Annotated in this window: 17 protein-coding genes and 1 pseudogene; 10 read left to right on the top strand and 8 right to left on the bottom strand. The window is 65.7% G+C overall.

Going from position 1 to position 13,212, the window contains the following annotated elements:
- Positions 1-79: 79 nt before the first annotated feature.
- From IB274_RS17900 to IB274_RS17910, 3 genes are all read left to right on the top strand, one after another.
- Positions 80-361 carry a hypothetical protein gene (locus tag IB274_RS17900; RefSeq protein ID WP_192433331.1) on the top strand — a complete coding sequence of 94 codons (282 nt, stop codon included), beginning with the start codon at positions 80-82 and terminating at the stop codon, positions 359-361.
- Positions 362-442: 81 nt separating this feature from the next.
- Positions 443-676: a TIGR02647 family protein gene (locus tag IB274_RS17905; RefSeq protein ID WP_081515198.1), complete on the top strand. Its 234-nt coding sequence runs from the start codon at positions 443-445 to the stop codon at positions 674-676.
- A gap of 92 nt (positions 677-768) precedes the next feature.
- On the top strand, positions 769-3,618 hold the full coding sequence (locus IB274_RS17910) for a class I adenylate cyclase (RefSeq protein WP_192433332.1): 2,850 nt from the start codon (positions 769-771) through the stop codon (positions 3,616-3,618).
- A 45-nt stretch (positions 3,619-3,663) separates the two neighbouring features.
- On the opposite strand, the gene rnk is transcribed toward IB274_RS17910, so the two are convergent.
- The 4 genes from rnk to IB274_RS17930 form a co-directional block, all read right to left on the bottom strand.
- Entirely contained in the window at positions 3,664-4,068 is a 405-nt protein-coding gene (gene rnk, locus IB274_RS17915) for a nucleoside diphosphate kinase regulator (RefSeq protein ID WP_192433335.1), read from the bottom strand.
- Between the two features lie 184 nt (positions 4,069-4,252).
- A complete protein-coding gene (locus IB274_RS17920; protein ID WP_192433337.1) occupies positions 4,253-4,459 on the bottom strand; it encodes a DUF1289 domain-containing protein in 207 nt (68 codons plus the stop codon).
- Positions 4,437-4,772, bottom strand: a complete 336-nt coding sequence (gene cyaY, locus IB274_RS17925) for an iron donor protein CyaY (RefSeq protein ID WP_192433338.1) — start codon at positions 4,770-4,772, stop codon at positions 4,437-4,439. Before cyaY ends, IB274_RS17920 begins: the two co-directional genes overlap by 23 nt.
- On the bottom strand, positions 4,769-5,830 hold the full coding sequence (locus IB274_RS17930; protein ID WP_192433340.1) for an AraC family transcriptional regulator: 1,062 nt from the start codon (positions 5,828-5,830) through the stop codon (positions 4,769-4,771). Before IB274_RS17930 ends, cyaY begins: the two co-directional genes overlap by 4 nt.
- 153 nt (positions 5,831-5,983) lie before the next feature.
- Here IB274_RS17930 and lptM point away from each other — a divergent pair, with 153 nt between their 5' ends.
- The 6 genes and pseudogenes from lptM to IB274_RS17960 all read left to right on the top strand — a co-directional run bounded on the left by lptM (position 5,984) and on the right by IB274_RS17960 (position 9,632).
- Positions 5,984-6,124: an LPS translocon maturation chaperone LptM gene (gene lptM, locus IB274_RS17935; protein ID WP_081515193.1), complete on the top strand. Its 141-nt coding sequence runs from the start codon at positions 5,984-5,986 to the stop codon at positions 6,122-6,124.
- A gap of 40 nt (positions 6,125-6,164) precedes the next feature.
- Positions 6,165-6,446: pseudogene (locus IB274_RS30150) on the top strand (diaminopimelate decarboxylase); the annotation flags it as partial.
- A gap of 13 nt (positions 6,447-6,459) precedes the next feature.
- Positions 6,460-7,290, top strand: a complete 831-nt coding sequence (gene dapF / locus IB274_RS17945) for a diaminopimelate epimerase (protein ID WP_192433342.1) — start codon at positions 6,460-6,462, stop codon at positions 7,288-7,290.
- An 11-nt stretch (positions 7,291-7,301) separates the two neighbouring features.
- Complete coding sequence (locus tag IB274_RS17950) at positions 7,302-8,003, top strand: DUF484 family protein (RefSeq protein WP_081515190.1); 702 nt, start codon at positions 7,302-7,304, stop codon at positions 8,001-8,003.
- Positions 8,004-8,037: 34 nt separating this feature from the next.
- The gene (xerC, locus tag IB274_RS17955; RefSeq protein WP_192433344.1) at positions 8,038-8,943 is read left to right on the top strand and encodes a tyrosine recombinase XerC; all 906 of its coding nucleotides are present in this window, start codon (positions 8,038-8,040) and stop codon (positions 8,941-8,943) included.
- The gene (locus IB274_RS17960; RefSeq protein ID WP_192433346.1) at positions 8,940-9,632 is read left to right on the top strand and encodes an HAD family hydrolase; all 693 of its coding nucleotides are present in this window, start codon (positions 8,940-8,942) and stop codon (positions 9,630-9,632) included. Before xerC ends, IB274_RS17960 begins: the two co-directional genes overlap by 4 nt.
- Positions 9,633-9,858: 226 nt before the next feature.
- On the opposite strand, the gene sutA is transcribed toward IB274_RS17960, so the two are convergent.
- From sutA to glnK, 4 genes are all read right to left on the bottom strand, one after another.
- On the bottom strand, positions 9,859-10,191 hold the full coding sequence (gene sutA, locus IB274_RS17965) for a transcriptional regulator SutA (RefSeq protein WP_045215410.1): 333 nt from the start codon (positions 10,189-10,191) through the stop codon (positions 9,859-9,861).
- Between the two features lie 78 nt (positions 10,192-10,269).
- Positions 10,270-10,695 carry a secondary thiamine-phosphate synthase enzyme YjbQ gene (locus IB274_RS17970; RefSeq protein ID WP_081515187.1) on the bottom strand — a complete coding sequence of 142 codons (426 nt, stop codon included), beginning with the start codon at positions 10,693-10,695 and terminating at the stop codon, positions 10,270-10,272.
- Positions 10,696-10,802: 107 nt separating this feature from the next.
- Positions 10,803-12,137, bottom strand: coding sequence for an ammonium transporter (locus IB274_RS17975; RefSeq protein WP_026079237.1), 1,335 nt, complete (start codon positions 12,135-12,137; stop codon positions 10,803-10,805).
- Between the two features lie 41 nt (positions 12,138-12,178).
- Positions 12,179-12,517 carry a P-II family nitrogen regulator gene (glnK, locus tag IB274_RS17980; protein WP_003457590.1) on the bottom strand — a complete coding sequence of 113 codons (339 nt, stop codon included), beginning with the start codon at positions 12,515-12,517 and terminating at the stop codon, positions 12,179-12,181.
- A gap of 403 nt (positions 12,518-12,920) precedes the next feature.
- Here glnK and IB274_RS17985 point away from each other — a divergent pair, with 403 nt between their 5' ends.
- Complete coding sequence (locus IB274_RS17985) at positions 12,921-13,202, top strand: accessory factor UbiK family protein (protein ID WP_192433348.1); 282 nt, start codon at positions 12,921-12,923, stop codon at positions 13,200-13,202.
- Positions 13,203-13,212 lie beyond the last annotated feature (10 nt).

Below are 13,212 nucleotides of genomic sequence, written 5' to 3' on the forward strand. Positions count from 1 at the left end.
GATCCTTTTACGCACCTGAAGTTGCCCCGCAGGTTGGCCAACTTCCCGGCGCTTCACAAGTCCAGCGGAGCATCCCGTGATGAGCGAGCAAGACGACAGCGAAGAAACCTTCGCCGAAGACACCCTGATCCAGGCCATCGAGAACCAGATCGAAAGCGAGAGCCCGGCGGCGGCCCGCGCAGTGTTCAACAAGCTGACCCTGGTCGGCTACGAACGCGAGGACGCCCTGCACCTGATGGCCCTGGTGCTCGCCCACGAGATCGAGGCGATGCTCGCCGAAGACCGCCCGTTCAACGGCGAGTGGTACGAGCAGGCCCTGCGCGCGCTGCCGACCCTGCCCGACGGCACAGTTGCCGAATAAGTCAGCGACATAACAGCGCTTGCCGAACCGGTCGGACTTGAGACTACACTGAAGCCTCATTGACCATCGGGAGTTAGGCGAATGGCTTTCACGAAAGAAATGGTTGAGGAACTGGACCTGCTGGCGCTCTTTGACCTGGAGAACAGCCAGGCGGGATTGAAAGTCCACCACGATGCTTCCGCCGAAGCCGTGGCGGCTGCCGGCCGGCTTCACGCCAAGGGCCTGATCGACAAGCAGGACGGCGGCTATCTCACCGGTCTGGGGCTCGACGCCGCCGAGCACGCCCAGGTCCTGCTCGGCATCCTGCGCAGCTGACCTCAAGTTCCCCCGCGAGCGGGCGATAAACTGGCACACTTCCGAGCGCCGCATTCCCTGATGCGGCGCCGCTGGCCAGACAGCAGTACGCCATGACGCTCACCCCCGAGATCCGCCCGGACATCGACGACGGCATCGACCGAAAGGTGCTGACGCAGCTGCGTCAGCGCTTCCTCAAGGTCAACGCCGCGCGGCTGCATCGGGCCAGCGAAGCGCTTTCCACGCGACAGCAGCTTGTCCTGAAGCTGCTGCCGCTGCTGCTGGACGTGAACCATCCGCTGCTGCCCGGCTACGTCTCGGCCGGCACGCCCGCCGGGCTGTCCAACTTTGTCCCGGACGACGACATCCTTGCCGAAGCCCAGCGCCTCACCCGTTCCTTCAGCTACAAGACCCGCCGCGGCAACCCGTCGTTGCCGATCCACGGGCTGTTCCTGATGGGCAGCCTGGGCACTGTCGCCCAGGCCGAGCAGAGCGACCTGGACCTTTGGGTCTGCCACGCCTCCGACCTCACCGAGCGGGAACTGACGGAGCTGCGCCGCAAGTGCGAACTGCTCGAGCAATGGGCCGCGACCCAGGGCGCCGAGGTGCACTGCTTCCTCGTCGACCCGCAGCACTACACCCAGGGCGCCCGCGAGGCCCGACTGACCTCCGACGACTGCGGCACCAGCCAGCACTACCTGCTGCTGGACGAGTTCTACCGCACCGCCATCTGGCTCGGCGGCCGCACGCCCCTGTGGTGGCTGGTGCCGGTCTATGAAGAGAACCGCTACGCCGAGTACTGCCAGACGCTGCTGAACAAGCGCTTCATCCGTGCCGACGACGTCCTCGACCTCGGCCACCTGGCGCGCATCCCGCCGGGCGAGTTCATCGGTGCCGGCATGTGGCAGCTGTTCAAAGGCATCGAGTCGCCCTACAAATCGGTGCTCAAGTTGCTGCTCACCGAGGTCTACGCCAGCGAACACCCGCAGGTGTCCTGCCTGAGCCTGCGCTACAAACAGGCGATCTACGCCGGGCGCCTGGATGTGGAGGAGCTGGACCCCTACGTCATGCTCTACCGCCGCCTGGAGGAATACCTCAAGGAGCGCGGCGAAACCGAGCGCCTGGAGCTTATCCGCCGCTGCCTCTACCTGAAGGTCGGCAAGAAGCTCAGCCGCCCGCCGCGCCAGGGTCACAAGAGCTGGCAGCGCAAGGTGATGGAGCGCGTCTCGGCGCCCTGGAAGTGGGACAGCCGCGCCTTCGCCCAGCTCGACAGCCGCAGTCAGTGGAAGGTCCGCCAGGTGCTGCTGGAGCGCCGCGCGCTGGTCAACGAACTGACCCACAGTTACCGCTTCCTCTCGCAGTTCGCCCGCCTGCAGCACGCCGCCAGCGGCATCAACCCGCGGGACATGGGCATCCTCGGCCGGCGCCTGTACGCCGCCTTCGAGCGCAAGGCCGGCAAGGTCGAATTCATCAACCCGGGCATCGCCCCGGACATGGCCGAAGACATCCTCACCCTCGCCCAGCTGCCCGGCGGCGAGGCGGGCAAGCCACCGTACTGGGCGCTGTTCGGCGGCAACCTGTCGCTGCAGGAAATGGCCGACTTCGCCCCGCTGCGCCGCGCACGCGACCTCATGGAGCTGCTCACCTGGAGCCATCGCAATGGGGTGATCGACGCCAGCACGCGGCTGTCCCTGCAACCGGGCAGCAGCGACCTGACCGAGTTCGAGCTGCAGAACCTGCTGGGTTGCCTGCAGCAGGCCGTACCACTGCCGCTCAACGAAGTGCCGGAAAGCGCCCTGCTGCGCAGCACGGTGCCTTCGCAGGTGTTGCTGCTGGTGAACGTCGGCGTCGATCCTCTGCGCCAGCACAGCCAGATGAACGTGCACATGACCACCGAGCGCACCGACTCGCTGGGCTATTCCGGGGTGCGCGACAACCTGGTGCTGACCCTGGACCAGATCACCCTGAACAGCTGGAACGAACTGCTGGTCAGCCGTTACTCCGGGCCCCACGCGCTGCTCGACTGCCTGCGTGAATTCCTCAACAACGTGCCCTCCGACGCGCCGCCGCCGCGCCTGATGGTCCGCTGCTTCTGCCGCAACCGCGCCACGGCCATCGCCCAGCGCGTGGAAGACCTGTTCCGTGACGCCCACGCGCAGCTTGCCAGCGGCAAGGGCGGGCGTTACCTGCTGCAGGTGCGGCAGCACTTCCACCTGCTGCACCTGGTGCCGGGCAGCGTCAGTCATCGGGTGATCGACGGGTTGCCGGCACTGGTCGAGCACCTGGGCGACACCCAGGACGACAGCGGCTTCCTGCAACTGGACCGGCACGCGCTGGAGGGCGACGACCTCGCCATGATCCTGCCGCTGGGCCGAGCCAACACCGTGCAGGTGTTCTACCGCCTGGACGAAGGCAGCGCGGAAATCACCATCCTCGACGAGCGCAACGCCCTCTGGCGGCGCCGCCAGGAATACGACACCGAGGAAGGCCTGCTGCTGCCGCTGCAGCGTTTCCTGCAATCAGTGCAGTACCGCCGCAACGCCGTTATCTCGCTACTGGAGATCCAGGGCCCGGTCGGGGCGGACATCCTTTTTTATGAAGTGGTGACCAACGGCCACCAGCGCGCGCAACGCATCGAACGGCGCAACGCGCCGCAGCCCCTGGAAGCCTTGCCGTTCTATAACGTGCAGGCGATCGTCGAACCGGGCGAGGGCCAGCGCGCGCGGACCACGCTGTTCTGCAACCACCGCGAATTCTCAGAACTGGAGTTCGGCAGCGAGCTGTTCCAGGCCGTGGCCCGGCACATCCTCGATCGGCGTCGCGGCCAGGAGCGCTACCCCTGCTACATCACCGACCTGGACCTGTCGGCCATGCGTGAGGGTGGAGAACTGCAGACGGTGCATTTCCTGCGCTACAAGCAGAGCCTGGAGCAGGCGCTGAACCGGGCGCTGACCGAAGCCTGAAGGGCTCGACCGGGCACCCGGGGAGAGAGATTCCCGAAGGGGAACTCAGCGATCGAAGTCGCCGGCCGCTTCCGGCTGGTATTCCACTTCCAGCAGAGTCAGTTTCAGCGTCTTGCCGCTGGGCGCCGGCCAGTCGATGGTCTGCCCGGTGGTCAGGCCGAGCAGCGCCGTGCCCACCGGGGCGAGGATCGAGACCTTGCCCTCACCCTTCATGTCGGTCGGGTAGGCCAGGGTCAGGTGGTACTCCTTGCCGCTGCCTTCCTCGCGGCAACGCACCGTGGAGTTCATCGTGACCACACCCGGCGGTATCTCGTCGTGGCCGACCACGGTGGCACGGGCCAGCTCGGCCTCCAGCGCCTCGGCCGCGGGGCCGTACTCATCCAGGCTGTCGAGCATGCGCTCCAGACGTTGCAGGTCGAGTCGAGTAACGGTGATCGGTGTCGTGGTCATGATGGTTGGCAGTCTCCTTACAGGAGAGCCCCGGACGCTCACGCGCTCGGGGCCCTGGGTATTCTGGCAGTAAAGACGCTCGGAAACCGAACGTATAGTGAAATTCGAAAAATGAAAAACCCCGCCCTAAGGCGGGGTTTTTCCGGACACTAACACAGCACAGAAAATAATCAACACCGACCGGTCACCACTTCGGTGAGTGGTTGTTTCGGCGCTTTTCGCAGTCCGCCAGGATCGCCAGGCGCCGCTCACTATCGGCCTCGTTCCACTCCAGTATCTCGCCCAGGGTGCGCCCGCAGCCGACGCAGATGTCCGTGTCGTCCAGGCAGCAGCGCCGGCAGCAGGGCGAGGCGACGCTCGCCTGCGGGTCAGACGCCGGGGAAGTCGACATCCTCGCCTGCCTGCTCCAGGGTCGCGCGGTTGAGCAACGCGCCCAGCGGTTCGCGGGTGCTGTCGCAGATCCACAGCGAGCCGGATTCGTCGTAGTCGAAGTGGAAGCCGCCGGAGCGCGCCGCGACCCACAGCTGGCGCAGCGCCGGCTGGCGGCTGAGGATCAGCTGGGTGCCGTTCTCGAAACGCACGGTCAGCACGCCGCTGGAGTTCTCCAGGTCCAGGTCCAGGTCGCTGTCGTCGAAGGCGTCCTCCACCGTTACCTGTACGGCGTCCACCAGGTCATGGAAGCGGGCTTCGCTCAAAGTGCTCATGCATCGTCCTCGGGATCAGTCAAAGGCACCAGTTTACGCCGGTATTCGCCCAGACTCTGCCCCGTCCAGCGCCGGAATGCGCGAGCGAGCGAGCCGGCCTCGCTGAAGCCCAGCAGGTAGGCGATGTCGGCGGTGTCCAGCGCCGGGTCGCGCAGGTAGTGCAACACCAGCTGCTGGCGGGTTTCGTCAACCAGCTGGCTGAATGACAGGCCGGTGTCGCGCAGCCGCCGCTGCAGGGTGCGCGGGCTCAGCGCCAGCGTCTGCGACAGGCGTTCCAGGTCCGCCCCCTGCTCGGGCAACTGACGCGCCAGCTCCAGGCGCGCGCGGTCGAGCACGGTGTCGCCCTTGTTGATTTCTACCAGCAGGCGTTCGGCGTAGGCATCCAGGGTGCGTTGCACCTGGGCGTCGGCCTGGCCGAGCGGCAGCGAAAGCAGGCGCTTGGGGAAGACCAACGCGTTGTCCGGCTGATCGAACAGCACCGGGCAGCGGAAGATGCGCTCGTGCTCGCCGACATCCGCCGGGGCGCTGTGACTGAAGCGCACTTCGAACGGCACTTCGTCCACGCCGCTGACCCAATGACCGAAGCTGACCCAACCGGCCAGCGTCTCTTCGCTCATCTGCCGTTGCTGTTGCGGCAGCAGCGGCTCCCAGCTGTGTTTCACCAGTGCCTCGCAACCGGCACGTGGCGGCTCATCGGCCAGCTCGACGCGGCCCAGGTTGCCCACCAGCGAGGCATAGCGAGCCTGCCGGTGCAGAGCGTCGGCGAGCGTCGCGCAACTCATGATCAGGTAGCCGAGCACGCCGTAGTAGCCGGGGCGCACCGCCTCGCCCAGGTGCAGACCGAGGTTGTCGTCGCCGCTCAGGCGCACGCCGGCGCCCACCAGTTCCAGGTAGGCGCTGGCGGCGATGCGCTGGTCGCGCTGGGCAAGGATCGAGGGCTCCAGGTGCACCGTCGCCAGCAACTGCGCCGGGTCCACGCCCTGGCGCTGCAGATGCTCCACGAGGCCCTGCAGGTAAGCCACCGACACCGAACTGGGCAGGGGATCGCGATAGTCCATCAGGCATTCCATTTTTTGCCCGCCATCATAGGGCCACCGGCCCTTTCGGCGCGAGCCGCAAGCCCCGCCGGGCGGGAGTCCGCCTGAATAGGCAAGCCGGCGGGGGGTCGGTATACTCCGGACCCATTGACGCTTTATCACAAGGATTCCGCCATGAAGCGACTGCTGCTTCCCTTCGTCGCGCTCGCCGTCTTCACCGCCGCGCTGGCCGGCTGTGGCCAGAAAGGCCCGCTGTACCTGCCGGACGACCAGAAGGCCAAGAGCGAGCACAGCAAGGACCGCTACGGTCTCTGAGGGCGTTCCCATGGACGCCTTCGACGTCCGCGACGGGCAACTGTTCGCGGCAGACCTGTCGTTGCCGGCAATCGCCGGGCGTTTTGGTATGCCGCCAAGCGGTAACGGCGACCTCCTCGCCCGACTCCGCAGCCCAGTCCGCGAAGAAGGTGGCCTGCTGGCCGTCCGTTCGGCCGGCGCCTATGGTTTCGTCATGAATTCCAACTACAACACCCGGGGCCGCGCCGCCGAGGTGCTGGTGGATAGCTCGGCCGCGCACTGGGTGCGTCGCCACGGAACACGACCAGAGCTGTTCGCCGGCGAAAGCCTGCTGCCGGACTGAGGCCGAGACGACGATGCTTCTGCGTTTTACCAAGATGCATGGGCTGGGCAATGACTTCATGGTCCTGGACCTGGTCAGCCAGCACGCCCATGTGCAACCACGCCACGTCAAACAGTGGGGCGACCGCAACTTCGGGGTCGGCTTCGATCAACTGCTGATCGTCGAGCCACCAAGCACTCCGGACGCCGACTTCCGCTACCGCATCTTCAACTGCGACGGTACTGAGGTCGAACAATGCGGCAACGGCGCACGCTGTTTCGCCCGCTTCGTGGTCGACAAGCGCCTGACCGCGAAGAAGACCATCCGTGTGGAAACCAAGGGCGGCATGATCGAGCTGACCATGGCCAACGATGGCCAGGTCATCGTCGACATGGGCCCGCCGCGCCTGCAACCCGAGCAGGTGCCGTTCCAGGCCGGTGCCGAAGCGCTGAGCTACCCCCTCGAAGTGGACGGCCAGCAGTACGAGCTGGCAGCGATCTCCATGGGCAACCCGCACGGCGTACTGCGCGTGGATGACGTGGACAGCGCTCCGGTCCGCACCCTGGGGCCGAAACTGGAAATCCACGAAAGCTTCCCGCAGAAGGCCAACATCGGCTTCCTGCAGATCGTCAATCCGCACCAGGCGCGCCTGCGCGTCTGGGAACGCGGCGCAGGCGAGACGCTGGCCTGCGGCACTGGCGCCTGCGCCGCCGCGGTCGCCGGCATTCGCCAGGGCTGGCTGCAATCGCCGGTACAGATCGACCTTCCCGGCGGACGGTTGTCCATCGAGTGGGCAGGACCGGGTCAGCCCGTTATGATGACCGGGCCCGCCGTGCGGGTGTTCGAAGGCCAGGTACGTCTATAACCGGGACGCTTATGACCGATACTCCGCAGGACCCCACCGTTACGCTCGAAGCCGAACAGGTCGCCGACTATCTTCGCCGGCACCCTGAATTCTTCGTCGATCATGACGAGCTGATCCCGGAGATGCGCATACCGCACCAGCCGGGCGATGCCGTGTCGCTGGTGGAGCGCCAGGTACGCCTGCTGCGCGAGCGCAACATCGAGATGCGCCATCGGCTGTCGCAGCTGATGGACGTGGCCCGCGACAACGACCGCCTGTTCGACAAGACCCGCCGCCTGGTGCTCGACCTGCTCGACGCGACCAGCCTCGAGGAAATCGTCAGCACGACGGAAGACAGCCTGCGCCACGAGTTCCTCGTGCCCTACGTCAGCCTGATCCTGTTCAGCGACAACAACCTGCCGGTGGGTCGCTCAGTGAGCAGCGCCGAGGCGCATCAGGCCATCGGCGGACTTCTATCGGGCGGCAAGACCGTCTGCGGCGTGCTGCGCCCCCACGAGCTGGCCTTCCTGTTCTGCGAAAGCGAACGCGAGCAGGTCGGCTCCGCCGCCGTGGTGCCGCTGACCTTCCAGGGCCTGCACGGCGTACTGGCGATCGGCAGCCCCGACCCGCAGCACTACAAGAGCTCGCTGGGCACCCTGTTCCTGGGCTACGTCGCCGAAGTCCTCGCGCGGACCCTGCCGCGCTTCTCCACGCCACTGCGCTCGGTGCGCTGATCCCGCCGGGCCTTCACCGCTGGGAGCTGATCGCTTGTCGCTCGAAGCCGACCTGGATGCCTACCTGGAACACCTGCGCAGCGAGCGTCAGGTGTCCGTCCATACCCTCGACGGCTATCGCCGCGACCTGCTGCGCCTCGCCACACTCTGCGAAAAATCCTCGCTGAACGAGTGGCCTGCGCTGCAGGTGCGCGACCTGCGCATGTTCGTCGCCCGCCTGCACCAGCAGGGCCTCGCCAGCCGCAGCCTGGCGCGCCTGCTGTCGGCCACCCGCGGGCTGTACCAGTACCTGATCCGCGAAGGCCGCTGCCGACACAACCCTGCCGACGGTCTCGCCGCGCCCAAGGGCGCACGCAAACTGCCACGCACGCTGGATACCGACCGCACCGCGCAACTGCTCGACGGCGGCGTCGAGGACGACTTCATCGCCCGCCGCGACCAGGCGCTGCTGGAGCTGTTCTATTCCTCGGGCCTGCGCCTCTCCGAACTGGTCGGCCTCGACCTGGAATGGCTGGACCTCAAGGACGGTCTGGTGCGCGTGCACGGCAAGGGCAACAAGGTGCGCGAGCTGCCAGTCGGCCGCGCCGCACGGCAAGCCATCGAAAACTGGCTACCGCTGCGCGCCCTCGCCTCGCCGCAGGACAACGCCGTGTTCATCGGCCGCAGCGGCAAGCGCCTGACGCCCCGAGCGATCCAGCTGCGGGTGCGTGAAGCCGGCGTGCGCGAGCTGGGCCAGCACCTGCATCCGCACATGCTGCGGCACTCCTTCGCCAGCCACATGCTCGAATCCTCCCAGGACCTGCGCGCGGTGCAGGAGTTGCTCGGTCACGCCGACATCGCCACCACGCAGATCTACACCCACCTGGATTTCCAACACCTGGCCACGGTCTATGACCAGGCGCACCCACGGGCACGCCGTAAACCCGGAGCAGAAGAATGAGTATCCGCCTGGTCACCTTCGACCTCGATGACACGCTGTGGGACGTCGCCCCAGTGATGAACAGCGCCGAAGCCACCCTGCGCGACTGGCTGGCGGTGAATGCCGCGCAACTGGGCCCAGTGCCCATCGAGCACCTGTGGGCGATCCGCTCGCGGTTGATGGAGCAGGACCCGATGCTCAAGCACCGCCTGAGCGAGCTGCGCCGACGCATCCTGTTCCACGCCCTGCTCGACGCCGGTTATCCACAGGCCGAGGCCAGCGATCTGGCCGAAGCCGGCTTCCAGACCTTCCTCCAAGCACGCCACCAGGTGGCGCTCTTCCCCGAGGTGCATCCGACCCTGGAGCAACTGGCCAACCGATTCATCCTTGGCGTGCTCACCAACGGCAATGCTGACGTGCGTCGCCTGGGCCTGGCCGATTACTTCCAGTTCGCCCTGTGCGCGGAAGAGCTGGGCATCGGCAAACCCGACCCGCACCCGTTCCAGGAAGCACTCAAGCGCGGCGGCGTGGCGGCGGAACACGCCGTGCATATCGGCGACCACCCCAGCGATGACATCGCCGGCGCGCGGCGTGCGGGCATGAAGGCGATCTGGTTCAACCCGGCGCACAAGGCGTGGGATGGCGAAGAGGCGCCCAGCGCGATCATCCATAACCTTGCCGAGTTGCCGGGGGTTCTAGCGAAGCTCTAATGCTCCTGCTCCGCGGGCAACACTGACGCTCAGGCATCCACCCTCTACCCACGACCGTAAGGTGCATAACCCGGAACGGGTTATCCGCCGATTGCGTCGCGGCGGATAACGCTGGCGCGTTATGCGCCCTACGATCTGCTCGCTCCCACAAGACCCTTACCAACGGACATGAAAAAGCCCCGCCGCTCCGAGGGAGCGGCGGGGCTTTTTTATAAAGCGTCAGATATCAGATAGGGCGGCTGCCGTATTTGCTATCCGGCTTCTTGGGCGGGTCGGCCACGACGTTCGGCTCGATCTCCTGCACCTTGCCGCCGCGAGTGAGGAATTCCTCCATCGCGCGGGCAAGCGCATCACGATCCTTCTGCTTGGCTTCGACCGAGGGCAGTTCCTCTTCTTCCGCAGCGGCCTTGGCTTTCTTGCCACCGCCCTTGGGAGAAGGGGCTTCATCCCCATCGCCGCTGTCTGCTTCGGCGTCGCTGTCGTCCGCTGCGGCGAGTTCTTCGCCATCGTCCTCGTCAGCGCCGTCCAGTTCGTCCTGTTCCAGTTCTTCGTCGCTCATTATTCAACCTCTGTGGTGCTGCAAAGCACGTTAGTTATAGCCCAGCTGCGCGCTTTGACGAACGCAGCCGGAAAAAATTCATACAAGCTCGCCCTGCCAGGTCGCCACGATCTTTCGCGGCCCGCCGTGGTCGCGGTGCTCGCCCAGATAGATACCTTGCCAAGTGCCCATTGCCAAGCCTCCCTCCTGTATCGGCAGCGTCAGCTGGCAGCCCAGCAGGCTCGACTTGAAATGCGCCGGAAGGTCATCCGGACCTTCGTAGTCATGTTCATAGCCGCTCTCGCCCTGGGGCACCAGGCGATTGAAGAATCGCTCGAAATCGCGGCGCACCGAGGGATCGGCATTCTCATTGACCGTCAGCGAAGCGGAGGTGTGCTGCAACAGCAGGTGCAGCAGGCCGACCCGGCACTTCGACAACTCCGGCAGCGCGGCCAGGATCTCGTCGGTGACCAGGTGGAAACCTCGCGGGCGAGGGCGCAGGGTGATGGTCTTCTGCTGCCACATGGCGGGCAATCCTTCCGTCGCTAACGGTGATGCGCGCGCATTCTAGCGTGCTGCCAAAAAAAACAAAGGGCGCCTGAGGGCGCCCTTCGTCGAACTTGCGCGACCCCTTACAGGTTGTAGCCGCGCTCGTTGTGCAGGGAGAGGTCCAGGCCCACGGTTTCCTCTTCCTCGGTGACGCGCAGGCCCATGACCAGGTCCAGGACCTTGAGGATCACGAAGCTGACGATACCGGTGTAGACGATGGTGAAGGCCACGCCCTTGAACTGGGTGAACAGCTGCGCGCCGATGTCGGTCACGGTGCCGAAGCCGCCCAGAGCCGGAGCTGCGAACACGCCGGTGAGCAGGGCGCCGACGATGCCGCCGACCGCATGCACGCCGAAGGCGTCCAGGGAGTCGTCATAGCCGACGGCACGCTTGAGGCTGGTGGCGGCGAAGAAGCAGATCACGCCGGCCGCCAGGCCGATGACGATGGCGCCCATCGGGCCGCAGGTGCCGGCGGCCGGGGTGATGGCGACCAGGCCGGCAACCACGCCGGAAGCGATGCCCAGGGCGCTTGGCTTACCGTGGGTGATCCACTCGGCGAACATCCAGCCCAGGGCAGCGGCGGCGGTAGCGATCTGGGTGACCAGCATGGCCATGCCGGCGGTGCCGTTGGCAGCGGCGGCGGAACCGGCGTTGAAGCCGAACCAGCCCACCCACAGCAGCGCAGCGCCGATCAGGGTGTAGCCCAGGTTGTGCGGGGCCATGGCCGCGGTCGGGTAGCCTTTGCGCTTGCCGAGCACGATGCACGCCACCAGGCCGGCGATACCAGCGTTGATGTGCACCACGGTGCCGCCGGCGAAGTCCAGCACGCCCCAGTCCCACAACAGGCCGCCGTCACCGCTCCAGACCATGTGGGCGATCGGTGCGTAGACCAGGGTGAACCACAGCGCGGTGAAGATCAGCATGGCCGAGAACTTCATGCGCTCGGCGAAGGCGCCGACAATCAGGGCCGGAGTGATGATCGCGAAGGTCATCTGGAACATCACGAAGACGCTCTCAGGGAACAGCGCGGCGGCGGAAGTCAGGCCGCTGGTGGTCAGGCCGCTGAGGAAGGCCTTGTCCAGTCCACCGACGAAGGAAGCGAAGTTGACCACGCCCTTTTCCATGCCAACGGTATCGAAGGCCAGGCTGTAGCCGTAGACGACCCAGAGGATGCTGATCAGCGCGGTGATCGCGAAGCATTGCATCATGATCGACAGGACGTTCTTGGCGCGCACCATCCCGCCGTAGAACAGGGCCAGGCCGGGGATGGTCATCAGCAGCACCAGGGCGCTGGAAATCAGCATCCAGGCGGTGTCACCGCTGTTCAGGACGGGGGCCGCGGCCTCGTCGGCCAAGGCCAGACCGGGCATTGCGAGGGGCAATAGGGCGCCTAGCCCTGCGTATTTGCGCAGAGTCATTGTTGTTTCTCCTGGGGCGTGGGGTTCGGTGTGGGCTTGGCTTAGATCGCGTCGGTGCCGGTTTCGCCGGTACGGATACGAATGGCCTGTTCCAGATTTACGACAAAGATCTTGCCGTCACCGATCTTCCCGGTGTTGGCGGCCTTGGTGATGGCTTCGATAACACGATCCAGCTGGTCATCGGCGATGGCGACGTCGATCTTCACCTTCGGCAGGAAATCGACAACGTATTCCGCGCCACGGTACAGCTCGGTGTGACCCTTCTGCCGGCCGAAGCCTTTGACTTCGGTCACAGTGATGCCCTGCACGCCGATCTCGGACAGCGACTCACGAACGTCGTCCAGCTTGAACGGCTTGATGATGGCTGTGACTAGCTTCATGTAACTCTCTCCCGTGTTTTGGTGGACCCGCCCCAGGAAGAACGAACCCGGAGACAAGTCTAAGCGCAGTGTCTGGCTTTTGTAATGCGCCGGCCGCCCTACCTCAGCACTCCGACTGCCTTGATCGAAGCAATCCACCGCCTCGCCTGCCGCACCGGAACTGCATCGGTGCACGCCATATCTGCCCCAAAGCATGAAGCTTGCCAGTTCATGAAAACGCCCGCTGCATCAGGCACTTGGCCTGAAATGGTGCTTTCTGGCGATTCGCCAGCGCCGCTCTGGCGCACCGAAAGCGCGCACGCCAAGCGGGCACACTGCTCAAAAAGCGTGCAACCCCGCGCGCCGCAGCCGGTACCGGCTGCGTGTTAGACTGCGCTCTGATTCAATCCGGAACCCATGAACCATGCTGCCGCCCAAAGCCTTCCTCGATGCCATCAGCCAACAAGCCGGACGCCTGTTCGGTGGCGAATCGCCCCTGCCGAAGGCCGAGCTGGAAGCCCAGTTCAAGGTTCTGATGCAGAGTGCCTTCAGCAAACTCGACCTGGTCAGCCGCGACGAGTTCGACAGCCAGATGGTCGTCCTCGCGCGCACCCGCGCTCGCCTCGAAGCACTGGAAGCCAAGGTCGCGGAGATGGAAGCCAAGTTCTCACCGCCCGCCGCACCAGCCCCCGCCGCCGAAGACTGATCCCCGCCTG

The sequence above is a fragment of the Pseudomonas sp. PDM18 genome, from assembly GCF_014852585.1.
Taxonomy (GTDB): domain Bacteria; phylum Pseudomonadota; class Gammaproteobacteria; order Pseudomonadales; family Pseudomonadaceae; genus Pseudomonas.